This is a genomic window from uncultured Maribacter sp. (assembly GCF_963977385.1).
Taxonomy (GTDB): Bacteria; Bacteroidota; Bacteroidia; order Flavobacteriales; family Flavobacteriaceae; genus Maribacter.
On sequence record NZ_CAXBOU010000016.1, the window covers coordinates 24,778 to 40,424 of the forward strand.

Genomic DNA, 15,647 nt, shown 5'->3' on the forward strand with positions numbered 1-15,647 from the left:
TACTTATATGATTAGCATGGCATCACCATAAGAATAGAACTTATAGTTTTCCAAAATTGCTTCTTTGTATGCTCTGTTCATTAAATCATGACCCATAAATGCAGATACCATCATCAATAATGTTGATTTTGGTAAATGGAAATTCGTAATCATAGCATTAGCAAGGCTAAATTCATAAGGAGGGAAAATAAATTTATTCGTCCAACCTTCATACGTATTCAATGTATGCTTTGAAGAAACAGCGCTTTCTAAACCTCGCATAGCCGTAGTACCTACAGCACAAATACGACGTTTTTTCAACTTCGCATTGTTTACGATATGTGTAGCTTTCTCATCAATAAACAGTTCTTCACTGTCCATTTTATGTTTTGAAAGATCTTCAACTTCAACAGGATTAAAAGTACCTAAACCTACATGTAATGTTAATTCTGCAAAGTCTATTCCTTTAATTTCCAATCTTTTTAATAAGTGTTTTGAAAAGTGTAAACCAGCAGTTGGGGCAGCAACTGCACCTTCATGCTTAGCATAAATAGTTTGGTAACGTGATTCATCTTCAGCTTCAACTTCTCTTTTTATATACTTAGGTAAAGGAGTTTCTCCCAATTCTCTAAGTTTTCTTCTGAAATCTAAGTATGCACCGTCATACAAGAAACGTAAAGTTCTACCTCTAGAGGTTGTATTATCGATAACTTCTGCTACTAGAGTATCATCATCACCAAAATATAGTTTATTTCCAATACGTATTTTACGTGCTGGATCTACAAGAACATCCCATAAACGTTGCTCTTCGTTCAATTCGCGCAAAAGAAAAACTTCGATACGTGCTCCAGTTTTTTCTTTGTTTCCATATAAACGGGCTGGGAATACTTTTGTGTTGTTCAGTACCATGACATCGCCTTCATCAAAATAATCGATCATGTCTTTGAACATTTTATGCTCAATCTTTCCTGTCTCCCTGTGGATAACCATTAACTTGGATTCATCCCTATTTTCTGAAGGATGTTCCGCCAATAATTCATTTGGAAGCTCAAAACTAAAATTTGATAATTTCATGTAGCTGATTTTTTAGTGTAGCAAATTGCGGCTGCAAAGATACAATCTGCAGATAGGCCTTGTCAAGTAAAACGCTAATTATAATTCTCTTATGGTAAAATGAAGTTGTTTAAGGTCGTTCCAAAAATCTGGATAGGACTTGGAAACCACCTCTGCATCGTTCACGTAAAGTGTGGTACGCATTGCCAATGGGGCGAATGCCATTGCCATTCTATGGTCATTATATGTATCAATGGCTATATCGGTTACAATCCCAATAGAAGTTGATAAGGTCAGTGTTTTATCGGTTACCGATACTGTTGCTCCTAATTTAGAAAGTTCAGTATCTAACGCAACTAAACGATCTGTCTCCTTTATTTTTAGCGTATGAAGTCCGGTTAAGTGACAACCAACTCCTAAACCAAAACATGTAACGGCAATAGTTTGTGCAATATCTGGCGCATTAGCCAAATCGAACTCATTTTCAGCGGAAACTTTTTTAGCTGTCTTTTTTAATGTGATTATATTTTCTCCGTAAGTAGTTTCAACACCAAAAGAGGTGTAAATTTTAGATAGTACACTATCACCTTGAAGGCTTTCTTTTTTATATGCGGATAAAGTTATTTCACTTCCCACATCAGAAAGTGCACATACGCTATAAAAATAAGATGCTGAGCTCCAATCAGATTCTACAACAAGTTTTGTAGGTACTATGTTTGCCTTTGGATAAACTTTTATACTATTCCCTTCAAAACTTGATTTCACACCAATTTCATCGAGTAAACCTAAAGTCATTTTGATGTAAGGTACAGAGGTAATTTTACCGACTAATTCTAATTGTAATCCGTTTTCAAGACTTGGAGCGATCAATAGCAAAGAAGAAATATATTGACTACTTACGTTCGCCGGCAGGCTAACTTTATCTTTTACGATTCGTTTTCCTTTAATATTTATTGGTGGATACCCTTCATCTTGTACATAAGAGATATCAGCGCCTAAGGATTTTAAAGCATCGACCAAAATTTTAATGGGTCTTTCGGTCATTCGTTTAGACCCTGTAAGCACCACTTCTTTTCCTTCTTGTGAAGCAAAATACCCTGTCAAGAAACGCATAGCAGTACCTGCATGATGAATATCTACAGTACCATTTGTTATCTTGAGTCCTTTCTCCATCACCTGTGCATCATCAGAATTTGAAAGATTTTCTATACGAATAGCTGGATACAAAGCTGCTAACAGTAAACTACGGTTAGATTCACTTTTTGAACCTGTTATAGTTATAGTTTCTTTTAAATATTTATCTGACGGGCCTGTTAAGTGAAGTTTCAAAGCGTATAATGTTTAAAATAGAACAACAAATATACGCCTATTTCAACTTTTTATTAGCGTGGTGACGGTCATGATCACGCTTTGTTTTTAAATCTAACTTTTTATCAAAAGCTTGTTGTAAATCGATACCTGTTTGGTTCGCTAAACACAATACTACGAACATTACATCGGCCAGTTCTTCACCTAAATCTTTATTCTTATCCGATTCTTTTTCGCTCTGCTCACCATAACGCCTAGCAATGATACGGGCAACTTCGCCGACCTCTTCGGTCAATTGCGCCATATTGGTCAATTCATTAAAATAACGAACGCCATGTTCCTTAATCCAATTATCTACAGCTATTTGTGCGTTTTCAATGTTCATAAATATATCCTGTTAATTTTTTAAAGTGTAAAATAAAGAACTATATCTTTTCTAAAACAATTAAAGATTGATTTTGTCCTTTTACCGCTTCACTAAAAAGTTGCTTAATTCCGGAATAATAATGATTACTATAATGAGCGGAATTTAATTCAAAAGTAAAAAATAAATTAAGGCTACCGGTTTCATTGTCCGATACGTTAAGTTTTAAATTACCACCATCATTTGACAAGCTAATATTTTTAGTTTCAGGTATCGATTTTACTTTATAACCATCGGGTATTTTCATGTTGAGTATATATTGATACTTCATTGGGTAACCAAAATCTATAGGAAAATTTCTCTCTGAAGAGATAAAAGGATTTTTATCAAAAAACTTAACAACAAAAGGATTCAAATAAATATTATCTCCTTGAAATAAATTTTCAATCTCAAAATTAAAGCGTTCGGTGATTTTCTTTTCATTAGAATACTTCAATACTTTTTCATAAGATACTATTTGAAAATCCTCTGAAAACCCCTCTTCTAATTTCTCAAGATAGTCCTCTTCTTTGGCTCTTTTTAAAATTTCATCTTGAGAAACCTTCTTATACCCTATATTGGTAAAATCAAACACCCCAGTGAGTTTTTGCTCAATTGGATTAATGGTCATTTGTGCCCTAATCATTTGTGCATTATCATTTTCAGGCTCAATATCAAACCAATAACTATCATTTTCAAAATCCATTACCCTACCATAATAATTTAAGCAACGAAAAGGTAACATTCCAAAGGGCATAAATTTATTCGTTGCATCCAACAAATATGCCTCTCCATCAATATCTACTTTCGCAACTAGATAATTAAAATCATTCATGACCGGGTGCGTTTTCTTTGGCAATCCACTTTTTCTTGTTGACAATAACATCATGTTCGCTTCAATTTCTGCAGCATGTAACAGATTTATTAAGGCTATATTTATTTCGGCTACATTACCTTTTTTATCATCGAAAGCTTTTTTTACTTTATTATCATGCCAAACTCCATATTCATCATTCCAAGCAAAATGATTTTTTACAAATTCGAAAATGTTCTTAGCACGCGTTAAATTGTCTCCTTCGGTCAATAACTTTTGGTCAACATTTTTTTCAAAAAAATTCTTCTTCCGTAGTTGGCTACCTATATCTCCATTTTTTTTAAACTCTCTATCAACAGTTTTCCATGATTTTGTATACTTTTCTGAACGGCCATAGAAGCTTTTATATTCAGATAGTTCAAATTCTATTTTAGATCTATAGTTATTAGATGAAAGCATATATTCTTCCGAATCTTTGAATGCGGGTATATCTTTCATAACATACCTTAAAGACTCGCATTCACTACTTTCTTCCAAACCAGGAAACTCGAAACACCCTTTTACAATTTTAGCCTCATTTACTTCTAAACTCAAATCTCCTATTAGACTTCTATTATACAACCAATTACCTGGTATTTCAGCATTGAATTCAGAGTAAATTTTAGGGATTTCTGATTGGAATTCCCATCCTGTAAAATTGAAATAGAAAGGAGATTGCATTTCATACTCATACTCAATTACTGATCCTTCTGTTATATTTGGGAAAGTGAATTTCAGTTGTGACCATTTTTCACTTACTTCTTCCTCAAAAAATTCATTCCTTTTTACATAATTCTTTATTTCCCCATTATGAGTTAGTCCCTTAATTTTAACTATTTTCTCTTTTCTATCTTTTGAACGATAAAGCGGAATTTCAATATTTGAATATTCAAAACCCTCTTTTTCTAAAATTTTAATTTTAGCGTGGTATTTTGTTATTAACCATATATAATTATCTCTAATCTCGAAATAATTATTTCCGTACTCATAAAGATAAACCGCTGTTGCATCTGAATCTTTTTCATCGGAGGCAAATATTTTTTCTGATTCTGTGAGTGTACCAAGTTCCATTTTGTATTGTGCAATTAAAGAACTACCACATAATAAAAACACTAAAAAATAAAATAAACTTGGTTTGAGCATGGGTTGGTATTTTACTAAAACTTATATCTCTACAATATTTGAAAACAGATTGTTTTTTTACTTCTAAACTTTAGTTAAGACAACCTTTTCATTTAACTTTTCAATCATCTTACTATAATATTCTTTTAAACTAGGGTAGTATTCCGCGGGTATAACAGGGAAATTAATTTTCTTTAATACTTTTAATTGCAAAACATTACCAACATGCATTATTGTAAAATTAAAACTCCCTAAACCATTAGGCAAACCAATTGCCATGGCCTCTGGCAAAGACTCTACGGTATAACCTTCTGGAAGATTAATTATACTTATTGACGTATTTTCAAAAGGAAAACTAAAATCTATTGGAAATTCTCTTTTTTCTAGTTTGAAAGGGTTTTCCTTTATTGATAAAAACAATAATGGTGAAAAATAAATTTTATCGAAAACTACATCAATATCACTTTCTGTAATAAAATCAAAAGATTCTATAGGTAACTTAGCTAGGTCATTTCTATTCTTTACCTCAAAATTTTCTATTTCAATTCCATCATTTTGCTCTACTAATTTGCTCAAATACGTTTCCTCTTTTTTTATGCTATATGCATTTCTAAAGGATAAAGCTTGATGATGTTTGTATACATTTCTTATTTTCCCAATTGCAGTTCCATTTTCGTTTAAAGTAATATTTTGAAAAGTTTGAATAGACCCTTTATTAATAGGGTAAAGATTTATTATAGCAGACTCACCATCTTTTTGAATCATACGTCCTTCCCAATTTAAGGCTCTAAAAGGTAATACACCAGGTAAACTATTTTGACTTGTAGCATCTAAAAGTATAATACCTCCATTAATTTTAACACTACTAACTACATAATTATATCCTTCTCTAGTAGGAAAAAGTGGCATTCCATTAGACCTTGTACTTACCAAAATAGGATTAGATTCTAGCTTAGCAAAATCTAACATTGCCGTTAGCATTAAATTAATTTCGGCCACATTTCCTAAACCGTTCTGATACGCTTTTTTTACGCCTTGTCTGGTATATTTTCCATAAGTCTTATCCCATTTTACTTTAGATTTTACAAATGAGAAAATTGCATTTACTTTCTCTTGATCATTAGTTAAACCTTTAATAAGATTATTTAAATCGTCTTTAAAATAGTTGGTCTTTTTTAATTCCTCTCCAAAACCAGAACTCTTATACACTGTTTTAACTACATCTTCCCAAGTACGTGAATAGAACTCCTTATTTGAATTTGGAAATTGAGTATAAGACAACTCATACTTTACTCCAGACCTATAATTACTAAGTTCATTTACAAATGGTTCTTCTTTTAGCGGCTGTATATTATTTATATGAAAGCTAGTAACATTACTCATATATTTCACATTACCTCTTACTTGGGTAGTCCTACCAAGACCTTGACCCACTCCTGCACTGCTACTACCTCCAGATGCAACACGTTGAGTGTAATCTAACGTTTTATTAAATTGTTCTCGTTTAGGCACTACATTGATAAAGCCTTTAACATTCATTCTAAAAACAAAATATTCTGGTGCATCCAAAAAAGCTTCTATTTTTCTTACTGGAATATCATGTTGAAAGATAAATTCGTCTATGTTGTAGATAAAGGGCGAGTTTATACTATACCTATATTCTACTACTGAACCTTCCTTAACATTAGGCATAGTAAACGAATTCTCATTTATACTTTCTGAAATCTCCATTTCAAACTTCCCTTCTTTTTTCAGTGAGGTTTCTTCTACTTTACCACCTACTAGATTATACGTTTTGGCCTTAAGTTTATAGACATCCTCTATTTCATTGCCATCTTTATATAATCGAATCTTTTTTGTAGCGTATTCAAAGCCTTCTTTATTATAAATCTTAATACGCTCATGAACATCTGTAACTAAACTAAAGCCAACACCGGCTATATAATTAAAATATGTTTTTCTATACTTATATAAATACTCTGCAGATGCCGTACTATCTATTGGACTAAACCTTTGTTCCAATTCTTGTTTGGATACTTTACCGTAATCATAATCTTGAGCCTCCATAAAAATAGACGTAAAAACAAAAGAAATGAATAAATAGAATTTTACTCTTTGCATAACATAATTTCCTAATAACATAAAAAATGAATGGTTTTAACTGTGATTATTTTTTCAACAGAACAATTTTATTCTTGTCTATTCTAGATATTTCTTTTCTAAAATTGCGGTAATCATCGTAAACGGTATTTGAAAAAACTCCAGATTGAATTAATAATCTTCTTTTATAATGCAATTTAGATTCTGAAAGTTGCTCAATGCTAACTTCAAATTCACCAAATTCATTATTAAGTTTTGTTGCCTTTAAGTTAGCCTCTACCTTATAACCTTTTGGTAGCTCTATTATAAAATCATCTTCATCTAAATACCCTCTTTTAATAACAATATCTCGGTTTCTATCTTTCTCCTTTTTAGGTACATATTCATTTCTATTCAACATATTTGGAGAAAAAAGAATACGATCACCTGCTTTAGAAAGGTAACCAGATGTCTTAAATTCAACGTTTTCAACAGTAACAATACTATCCTTATCATTAATTATTTCATGATTAAGAATGTGAATGTCATTGACATAATCCCAATAATGTTTATAATATTTTTCTACATCTTCTCTACTGTCATTTGCCAATCCATATTTTTGATTGTATTGTATGCCTGTACTTTTTATTTCTACTTGTACATTAATCTCACTTTTGTTTATAGTGATTTTCGCCTTTGTTTTTTGCATACTTTGTTCTGGCAGATACTTTTTTGATTTTACCATTTGACCTCCATTAGGACCAACTTTCAACACATACCTGTCATCCGTAAATGTTCCTAAAAAGTTTGCGGGTACTACTTGACTAGTACATTCTAACCATATTTCTTCACCATCTACCGGTACATTTAAAAAAGCATGGTTGCCTTGTAGCGAGGGAAAATCATAATCTAAACTTTGCATACTTGCATCTGCTGAAACAATGGTATAATATGAATCTATACCTACAGCCTTTAATAACGCCATGGTATAATTGGTTAAGCCTTTACAATCTCCATATTTTACCCTATCTACTTCATTAGCACTAATTGGCTCCCAGCCGCCAATACCCATTTGCACACTTATATACCTCGTATTATCTTGAACAAATTGATATACTCTTCTAATCTTTTCCTTAGGATCTTCTGTATCTATTACTAAACGTTTAATTTTTTCAATAGTTGAAACATTTAGTTCTCCCCTTTCTTTTAAAAGTGAATTATATATCCAACTACCAAATTCTTTCCATGTAGTTGCATGCCCATCTACCCCTTTCAAGTGAAAATCCTCTAATGCCAATTGTACATTAGGTGCAAAATCTCTAAATTCTGGATCAAAATCTTCAGATTCAATCGCTTTTAAATTAGTAGCATTATATTTTAGCCCATTTTCATTTGCTGCTCGTTGTACTTCAAAAGCATCTAGGTTATTGTCTTTAAATCTATATTTCATAGCTGAAGGTAAATTCAAAGTGAACTCACTTTTCTCTACACTAATTTTATATCCATCTAAAAAATACCAGCGCGGCATAAATGCAGTATCAGAAGTTGTATACTTTTTATTTAATACAACGCACCTCTCCCTATAATGGAATAAGAATTGATTGAAATACTAACAAAATAAAGCAATTCAAGATGAATATACTAGAAGTACAAAAGAAATATAATACCCAGTTGAAATGCCTGAAATTACTGGAAAAATTGCGGTGGGGTAAAGTTGTAAAATGCCCTTATTGCGCATCAAAAGAAACAAGTAGGCAAAAAACCGATAAAACACGGCATTCTTGCAAGAACTGTAAACGGTCATTTTCGGTGCTTGTAGATACTATTTTTGAGGATACTAGGCTGCCATTACCTAAATGGTTTGCGCTTATTACACTTATGCTAAACTCAAAATCAGGAATTTCCGCTAAAGAACTGCAAAGAAATATAGGTGGGAGCTACAAAACATCTTACTACGCAGCTATGAGGGTTAGAATAGGTATGTTGATACAGAATACCAAACTTAACGGCATGATCGAGATGGACGAAAGTTATTTTGGTGGAAAAGCCCGTAAAACTGGAAAGCACACGGACAATATCCCAGACCTTGCCAGTATCACCAATAAAAGAGGTCGTGGAACGAACAAAGTTTCCGTTGCTGGTATGGTTCAAAGAAAGGGCATGGTCAAAACTAAACTCATTGAAAAATTGACCAAAAGAAACCTCCTTTTTATGCTAAAGACCTACGCTAAAAAAGACAACTCCATTTTGATTACCGATGGTTTTAGATCGTATAAAGAACTTGAAAAATATATTGATAGGTTAGAGATAAACCACTCCAAAAGTTTCAGTAAAGGCATTGTACACGTGAATACAATCGAGGGTTTTTGGAGCTACGTTAAGAATGGAATACGAGGTAGTTTTAAAGCGATAAGTAAGAAGTATCTACCGCTTTATCTAATTGAATACGAATGGAAGTTCAACCACCGAAATTACAGGGGTGACGAGTTCGAGAAGTTCCTTAAAAACGCCCTGAAACAGGATAAGGAACTAGAATACTGGAAAGCAAAGAGCGGACAGAAAGTTAAGGAAATAGCATATAACTGATATGGAAAACATAAATCCTTTTTTAGTTGTAGCTATAGTATTCGGAAGCGGTGTTTTGATTACAGTTGGTTTCTTGGTTTTTTGGAAAGTGGCTATTTGGTTCTTTGAAGATTTTATGGATTTCTAATTTTTATTGGAACTACTAAAATTACCAATAGCATAACCTATAACAGAACCTAACAAAGTACCAAGTGTATTGTTTTCAATTTTATCCATTAATGATAGAGAAATAATAGTTACCAAAATGAATAAGACTATAACACTTTCTTTTAAAAAACGCCTAGACCAAAACTTTAGATTGTTGGTATTGTGTTCTTTTTTAACAATGTTATCATCCTTTTTTCCTTCATTTAAACTTTTTACGATTTTTTCTAGGTTAGTGTCTTTTAAAAACTCCTTTAAAATTTCTATAAGCTGTTGGTTAGATTCTTTCGGCTCTTTTTCTTGCTCTTGCTCAATATTTTCCATTTGTTCAAAAATTAGAACAGCTAATATACTTAAAAACAATAATCTATTCCATTATAGGGATAGGTGCGTAATACAATTGTATAGGGATAATTTACTGGAGTATATTTAAGAAATTTCACCCTAGAATCTGAATACAATGTTCCTTCGCCAGTAGCTGTTTGGTCAATAAAATCTTTTTCTTTGAATTTATCTATTTCCTTGCTATTATCATCGTATATAATTGCTTCAAGGTCTTTTATAGAAGTTTCTTTATCATAAAAAGCCATTGCATTTACATGTTTTGACCCGTTCTCATTTAAAACCGTCACGATTCTTGTTGACGTAACCTCCATATAATCAGAAGATTTAACTAAAATGCTCATTTCGTCTAAACGCACGATGGCATCTGCATTCTTTAAAAGGATAGGATTTAATTTGGAAAAGCTATAGTCTTGTGCTATTACAACATGACTTGTTATAAGCAAAAACAAAAATAGTAGTAAGCGCATAAAATTAAGTAGGCTGGTTATTATCCAAACGATAGAAACAGTAGATTTCTTACAAAATGTAGGAAAAATTTACAAAATTCTAAATTTTATTCTTTGAATCTATGATAATAGTCACCGGACCATCATTCAATAATTCAACTTTCATATCTGCTCCGAATATACCTGTACCTACTTTTTTGCCTAATTTTAATTCTATTGCGTTTACAAAAGTATCATAAAGCGGAACTGCTACTTCTGGTCGTGCAGCTTTTATATATGATGGGCGGTTTCCTTTTTTTGTAGCAGCGTGTAAAGTGAATTGACTAACCACAATAACATCTCCTTTATTTTCAAGAAGAGAATTGTTCATAATGCCTTGATCATCATTAAATATACGAAGGTTCACTATCTTATTCGATAGCCAATCAATATCCTCTTGAGTGTCAGAATTCTCTATACCTACCAAAACCAACAGGCCATCATTTATTGCACATAGCTGCTTTTCGTCTACCGTGACACTAGCCTTTGAAACACGTTGTACTACTACTTTCATTTTTTAACGTCGTGTATATCAATTCTGTAATTTTCATCCTCGCCTTTTACCATCTGTAAATAACTCTGATACCTGCTCCAAGCAATATCACCGGCTTCAAGTGCATCTTTCACTGCACATTTAGGTTCGTCTATATGTATGCAGTTATTAAACTTACAGTGTTGTTTCAATTTAAAAAATTCTGGAAAATAATTACCAATTTCTTCCTTTTCCATATCTACAATACCAAAGCCTTTTATGCCAGGTGTGTCTATGATACGGGCATCAAAACTTAAATCGAACATCTCGGCAAACGTAGTGGTATGTTGCCCCTGTAGATGCTGTTCTGATATTTTCTTTGTCTTTATATCTAAGTTTGGCTCAATAGTATTTACCAAAGTAGATTTACCTACACCTGAGTGGCCAGAAAACATAGAAGTCTTACCGACCATCATTTCTTTCACGGTATCTATATTTTTCCCCGTTAATGCAGAAATACCAATACAGGTATATCCTATTTTTCGATAAAGTGCCGCTAAAAATTTAATCTCATCGATTTCTTCCGGATTATACGTATCCACTTTATTAAAAAGTAATACAGCCGGAATTTCGTAAGCTTCTGCAGTAATTAAAAATCGGTCGATAAATACCGGATACGTTGGCGGGTTATTTAAGGTTACCAATAAAAATACCTGATCTAGGTTCGCGGCTATTATATGAGTCTGTTTCGATAGATTAACGGACTTACGTATAATATAATTCTTTCGTTTTTCAATTTCATTAATAATACCGATAGTGTCATCTCCTATAGTTTCGACTTCAAACCGTACGCGATCACCAACAGCTACCGGATTAGTGCTTTTAATACCTTTGATTCTAAATTTTCCTTTAATCTTACAGTCATAGAAGTCACCATCTTCTGATTTAACGGTGTACCAACTTCCTGTAGATTTGTATACTATTCCTACCATTTATCCAAAATACCTTCCATTTCTACAAAGTAACTGCTTTAAATACAAAAAATAATATAAATTTGAATTTCTAACTATAAATAACAACCAAAACATTGAAAATGAATTTCATTAAAAAATCAATACTATTTATCGCGCTTACAACTTTAACTTTTGGGTCTGCCCAAGAGACTATCACGAATGAATCTGTAGTACAAATGGTCGACCTAGGCTTCGATGATTATATGATCATTGATAAGATAAACACATCGGATGTTAAATTCGACGCGTCGATATCAGCATTAGGTAAACTTAAAAATGCTGGAGTATCTTCAGAAGTTTTGTCTTTAATCATGGACAAATCAAAACAGAACACAAAATCAAAAACTGGAATTTATTATACAGATGCTAGTGGAGAAGACAAATTGGTTCAACCAAGTGTTTTTTCTGGCTCTAATTCTAATGCAGTTGCTCAGAAATTAGTTTCTGGTTTAATCAACTCAAAGAAAAAAGCTCAACTACCAAAGACACAATCGAACAATGTTATTCGTCAAAGTAAACCTGAATTCACCTTTATTTTTGACCCAAGCGTAACCGAAGTTGATAATATGCAGAACAACCAAGGAGGTGATACAGGTATCTTTAACTGGTGGTTTAGAATGGCTAGTAACCCGAACGAATTTGTTTTGGTAAAACTTACCGTAAAAGAGAAAAAGAATCTTAGAGAAGTGATCACAGGTAAAAGCAGCTGGATTACTAGTAGTAGTGGTATCGACCCTAAATATGCATTGAACTTTGCTATTGAGGAAATTGAAGGTCACAAATTCAAAGTTACTCCTGATAACCTAGAGCCAGGTGAGTATTGCTTTATTTATCAAGGGCAAGTACCTCAAGGAAGAGAAAATCAATCTGTATTCGATTTCTCAGTTCAATAAAAAATACATTTTATATTAAAAACCCGACGCTAAAAGCATCGGGTTTTTTTTATGCCCTATCCCTACTCTCAACGTTTCAAGAACTGATGTATCACAAAATTTCAATACATTTTATGCAATTAAACATGTTTTACTTTGTTAATAATTCATAATCATCAAAAAGATGACCAATTATTAAAAGCCAAAATCATGAAAAAAACTATTTTTAGTGTTTTATTAATATTTAGTGGTGCCTTAAGTTTAAGTGCACAGGAATTTAAAGTAATTACCAGCGTAGAATCTATCGTATCAAGCGGACTAGGACGTTCTAGAATTATTGATGGAAATGAGGACAAAGATTATGCAGAATTTACCTCTACCCAAACCGAAGATGACAAAACCCGTAATAAATCTAAAAGAGATGAGATTAGGGTAAAAGACTTTGATGAAACTAAACTATTGAACTTTTTCAACATCGGTGGTATCCGTTTTCAAAACATTGCAGCGAATGATGCCATCATAAGTTCTAAAATAAACGCAATGGTTGCAGATGGCTGGGAATTAGCTTTTGTAACTAGTGCCGTAGAAAGTGATGGCGGAAAAGGTGATTCCTCAGGTATATTTATTACCCGATATATTTTTAAGAGATAAAAGTATCTACAATAAAAAAAGCCCGGTCAATTAGACCGGGCTTTTTTATTTTATGCAGTGTAACTCACTTAACTAAGTTAATTTCTACACGTCTATTTTTCTGCCTACCATCTTTATACATATTTGTAGCAATAGGCTTACTTTCTCCATACCCTACCGCTGTTAATCTAGAAGAATCAATACCTCCATTAATTAAAAACTTCAATACAGATTGCGCTCTGTTCTCAGATAGTTTCTGATTAGTAGCAACAGAACCAATACTATCCGTATGACCTTCAACTGTAAAATTGGCATTTGGATATTCATTCAATATACTAATGATATCGACTAACACCGGCGTAGATTCATCTTTAAGGATTGATTTACCTGTAGTGAATAGGATAGTTTTTGCATACGCATTCAAAGATTTTTGAACCTCAGCGGTAACTTCTGGTTCAGGACAACCATTATTTGCCACAGTTCCCATTTCGTTAGGGCATTCATCATCTTTATCAAAAATCGAATCACCATCACTATCTGGCCAAGGGCAACCATTATTTTCTACTGGTCCGGCCTCATTAATACATTCATCCTCATTATCCATTACGCTATCTCCGTCAGAATCAACCCAAGGGCAACCACCATTTTCTACTGGTCCGGCCTCATTTACACATTGATCCTCATTATCTAAAACTGAATCCCCATCAGTATCTCCCCAAGGACAACCATTGTTCTCAATTGGTCCAAAATCTTTTGGACACCCATCTTCTTTATTTGGTATACCATCTCCGTCTGAATCTTTAGGTTGACCATAATACACCGGTATTTTTAACCCCGCATATACATCTGCACCTTTAATTTCACTTCTTGTGAATGTAGAAATCAATGAACCAGAGCCGATGTAAAGTGGACCTGCACGTAAGCCTGCTCCTATCTGCACGCCACTATACTGATAGCTACTTATAGGTAAATAAAAACTAAACCACTTACTTTCAAAACGAGGTGTTAATGATAATACATTAGTAGTTCTAATTGTATTCTCACCTGCCGAGCGCATTGACAAATCAGTATTTAAGTTCAAATAAAAATGATTCTTAATATTCCAATCTGCATTAAAATGAAGTGCCGTCGGCAAACCAGCTTTTATATCTTCTGAAGCTTGAGTAAACGTATAAAGGTTTTGCAAATCATCAGAATCTTCGATATTATCATAATCATCTTGAGTAATCGTATTATTAATATTATAATTATCAATTACACCGCTTTTATAATTAATAGACCCAATATCTGTAACTGATAAGCCTAGTTTAAGCTTGTACTTATTTTTATCTTTCATGACAGTAGTTGCACCATCCGTTCCTGTAACTACATAATTCTGATAATCAGGTCTCCATTCATAGACAAAACCTAAATCGAATCCAATTCCCTTTGCGTCTGGCACTTCGTAATCATAATTATCACTATCATAATTATCTGCACGACCATATAACAAATCACCTGTAGACTCCAATGTTCCAATAGTTGAACTATCGGGTAAAGTCGCACCATCGGCATCATAATTAATAGTTACATTTCTACCTGTAACGTAAGCATTACCGAAACCTTTTAAATACTTTACGGAAAGACCACCCTTTAAAAAGTGTTCTTCTTTATTCATCAGCTCTTGAGCATAGGTAAGCCCAACTTCAGCCCAACCATTTCCAGAAGCATAGAAATTACCTTCATCTACTAAAAAATCTTGACTCTCATCAATACTTTCATCAAGGTCATCAATACTTTCACCGTTGAATTCATTACCCGTTACAAAGCTTCTGGCTCTTGTAAATATTGCTATAGATGACTTTTTACCCACATTAAACATAAATGACGGTCCTAAAATATCTACTGTTCCTGAAAAATTATTGTTGTTGGATACCGATAATTTTGCATCGGTATCGTACTCAAAATTACTTGACGTTAAATCTGAAAAGCCAACACCTACATAATCATTGGCAAAAAACGCACTAGCTCCAATTAAGTTAATATCTGTTTTAAACCTTGAGTCGGCAATATTTGCCGGGTTGGCAATTACACTATTTACACCACTGTAATTATCAGTCAAATAACCAATATAAGATTGTGCCTTTGCCGATAAAGACATTATCAGCATAATTGTAAAAAGAAAACATTTTTTCATACTCTTTGGTTTGATTGTTTATTAGTTTGTCAATTCCCTAACGAATGACTTTTATTCATATTGTAGTTTTGTGTATTTTTTCCTACATTTTTATTTTAATCAAAAAAAAACATCCGCAATATGCGGA

General features: G+C 32.9%; 15 protein-coding genes. 4 read left to right on the forward strand and 11 right to left on the reverse strand.

Features of this window, described 5'->3' with window-relative positions:
* Window positions 1–3: 3 nt before the first annotated feature.
* The 6 genes from queA to AAC084_RS15785 form a co-directional block, all read right to left on the reverse strand.
* A complete protein-coding gene (queA, locus tag AAC084_RS15760; RefSeq protein WP_339841166.1) occupies window positions 4–1,053 on the reverse strand; it encodes a tRNA preQ1(34) S-adenosylmethionine ribosyltransferase-isomerase QueA in 1,050 nt (349 codons plus the stop codon).
* A 78-nt stretch (window positions 1,054–1,131) separates the two neighbouring features.
* Window positions 1,132–2,361, reverse strand: coding sequence for a 3-phosphoshikimate 1-carboxyvinyltransferase (locus tag AAC084_RS15765; RefSeq protein WP_339841167.1), 1,230 nt, complete (start codon window positions 2,359–2,361; stop codon window positions 1,132–1,134).
* 37 nt (window positions 2,362–2,398) lie between these two features.
* Window positions 2,399–2,725 carry a nucleotide pyrophosphohydrolase gene (locus AAC084_RS15770; protein WP_339841168.1) on the reverse strand — a complete coding sequence of 109 codons (327 nt, stop codon included), beginning with the start codon at window positions 2,723–2,725 and terminating at the stop codon, window positions 2,399–2,401.
* 40 nt (window positions 2,726–2,765) lie between these two features.
* Window positions 2,766–4,739 carry a hypothetical protein gene (locus AAC084_RS15775; RefSeq protein ID WP_339841169.1) on the reverse strand — a complete coding sequence of 658 codons (1,974 nt, stop codon included), beginning with the start codon at window positions 4,737–4,739 and terminating at the stop codon, window positions 2,766–2,768.
* Between the two features lie 63 nt (window positions 4,740–4,802).
* Window positions 4,803–6,839 carry a transglutaminase gene (locus AAC084_RS15780; RefSeq protein WP_339841170.1) on the reverse strand — a complete coding sequence of 679 codons (2,037 nt, stop codon included), beginning with the start codon at window positions 6,837–6,839 and terminating at the stop codon, window positions 4,803–4,805.
* Window positions 6,840–6,885: 46 nt separating this feature from the next.
* Window positions 6,886–8,325, reverse strand: coding sequence for a transglutaminase family protein (locus AAC084_RS15785; RefSeq protein ID WP_339841171.1), 1,440 nt, complete (start codon window positions 8,323–8,325; stop codon window positions 6,886–6,888).
* Window positions 8,326–8,429: 104 nt separating this feature from the next.
* Between AAC084_RS15785 and AAC084_RS15790 the strand changes: the two genes are divergently transcribed.
* Window positions 8,430–9,383: an IS1595 family transposase gene (locus AAC084_RS15790; RefSeq protein WP_339841172.1), complete on the forward strand. Its 954-nt coding sequence runs from the start codon at window positions 8,430–8,432 to the stop codon at window positions 9,381–9,383.
* Window position 9,384: 1 nt separating this feature from the next.
* Window positions 9,385–9,510 carry a hypothetical protein gene (locus AAC084_RS15795; RefSeq protein WP_339841173.1) on the forward strand — a complete coding sequence of 42 codons (126 nt, stop codon included), beginning with the start codon at window positions 9,385–9,387 and terminating at the stop codon, window positions 9,508–9,510.
* Here AAC084_RS15795 and AAC084_RS15800 read toward each other — a convergent pair.
* From AAC084_RS15800 to rsgA, 4 genes are all read right to left on the reverse strand, one after another.
* The gene (locus AAC084_RS15800) at window positions 9,507–9,851 is read right to left on the reverse strand and encodes a hypothetical protein (RefSeq protein ID WP_339841174.1); all 345 of its coding nucleotides are present in this window, start codon (window positions 9,849–9,851) and stop codon (window positions 9,507–9,509) included. The two genes, AAC084_RS15795 and AAC084_RS15800, sit on opposite strands and share 4 nt — an antisense overlap.
* Before the next feature lie 29 nt (window positions 9,852–9,880).
* The gene (locus AAC084_RS15805) at window positions 9,881–10,339 is read right to left on the reverse strand and encodes a DUF3857 domain-containing protein (RefSeq protein ID WP_339841175.1); all 459 of its coding nucleotides are present in this window, start codon (window positions 10,337–10,339) and stop codon (window positions 9,881–9,883) included.
* Window positions 10,340–10,418: 79 nt separating this feature from the next.
* Entirely contained in the window at window positions 10,419–10,871 is a 453-nt protein-coding gene (dtd, locus tag AAC084_RS15810) for a D-aminoacyl-tRNA deacylase (protein WP_339841177.1), read from the reverse strand.
* Entirely contained in the window at window positions 10,868–11,821 is a 954-nt protein-coding gene (rsgA, locus tag AAC084_RS15815; RefSeq protein ID WP_339841178.1) for a ribosome small subunit-dependent GTPase A, read from the reverse strand. Before rsgA ends, dtd begins: the two co-directional genes overlap by 4 nt.
* A gap of 101 nt (window positions 11,822–11,922) precedes the next feature.
* Here rsgA and AAC084_RS15820 point away from each other — a divergent pair, with 101 nt between their 5' ends.
* Together AAC084_RS15820 and AAC084_RS15825 are read left to right on the forward strand one after the other, a co-directional pair.
* Window positions 11,923–12,735 carry a hypothetical protein gene (locus tag AAC084_RS15820; RefSeq protein ID WP_339841179.1) on the forward strand — a complete coding sequence of 271 codons (813 nt, stop codon included), beginning with the start codon at window positions 11,923–11,925 and terminating at the stop codon, window positions 12,733–12,735.
* Window positions 12,736–12,924: 189 nt separating this feature from the next.
* A complete protein-coding gene (locus tag AAC084_RS15825; RefSeq protein WP_339841180.1) occupies window positions 12,925–13,365 on the forward strand; it encodes a hypothetical protein in 441 nt (146 codons plus the stop codon).
* A 64-nt stretch (window positions 13,366–13,429) separates the two neighbouring features.
* Here the strand turns inward: AAC084_RS15825 and AAC084_RS15830 are convergent, their stop codons facing one another.
* A complete protein-coding gene (locus AAC084_RS15830; RefSeq protein WP_339841181.1) occupies window positions 13,430–15,520 on the reverse strand; it encodes a DUF5723 family protein in 2,091 nt (696 codons plus the stop codon).
* Window positions 15,521–15,647 lie beyond the last annotated feature (127 nt).

Excerpts from the sequence above, each read along its gene's own strand:
- AAC084_RS15805 (WP_339841175.1), bottom strand. The coding sequence starts at position 10,339 with ATGCGCTTACTACTATTTTTGTTTTTGCTTATAACAAGTCATGTTGTA.
- AAC084_RS15785 (WP_339841171.1), bottom strand. The coding sequence starts at position 8,325 with ATGCCGCGCTGGTATTTTTTAGATGGATATAAAATTAGTGTAGAGAAA.
- AAC084_RS15820 (WP_339841179.1), top strand. The coding sequence starts at position 11,923 with ATGAATTTCATTAAAAAATCAATACTATTTATCGCGCTTACAACTTTA.
- AAC084_RS15800 (WP_339841174.1), bottom strand. The coding sequence starts at position 9,851 with ATGGAAAATATTGAGCAAGAGCAAGAAAAAGAGCCGAAAGAATCTAAC.
- AAC084_RS15770 (WP_339841168.1), bottom strand. The coding sequence starts at position 2,725 with ATGAACATTGAAAACGCACAAATAGCTGTAGATAATTGGATTAAGGAA.
- AAC084_RS15795 (WP_339841173.1), top strand. The coding sequence starts at position 9,385 with ATGGAAAACATAAATCCTTTTTTAGTTGTAGCTATAGTATTCGGAAGC.
- queA (WP_339841166.1), bottom strand. The coding sequence starts at position 1,053 with ATGAAATTATCAAATTTTAGTTTTGAGCTTCCAAATGAATTATTGGCG.
- rsgA (WP_339841178.1), bottom strand. The coding sequence starts at position 11,821 with ATGGTAGGAATAGTATACAAATCTACAGGAAGTTGGTACACCGTTAAA.
- dtd (WP_339841177.1), bottom strand. The coding sequence starts at position 10,871 with ATGAAAGTAGTAGTACAACGTGTTTCAAAGGCTAGTGTCACGGTAGAC.
- AAC084_RS15775 (WP_339841169.1), bottom strand. The coding sequence starts at position 4,739 with ATGCTCAAACCAAGTTTATTTTATTTTTTAGTGTTTTTATTATGTGGT.
- AAC084_RS15790 (WP_339841172.1), top strand. The coding sequence starts at position 8,430 with ATGAATATACTAGAAGTACAAAAGAAATATAATACCCAGTTGAAATGC.
- AAC084_RS15830 (WP_339841181.1), bottom strand. The coding sequence starts at position 15,520 with ATGAAAAAATGTTTTCTTTTTACAATTATGCTGATAATGTCTTTATCG.
- AAC084_RS15780 (WP_339841170.1), bottom strand. The coding sequence starts at position 6,839 with ATGCAAAGAGTAAAATTCTATTTATTCATTTCTTTTGTTTTTACGTCT.
- AAC084_RS15825 (WP_339841180.1), top strand. The coding sequence starts at position 12,925 with ATGAAAAAAACTATTTTTAGTGTTTTATTAATATTTAGTGGTGCCTTA.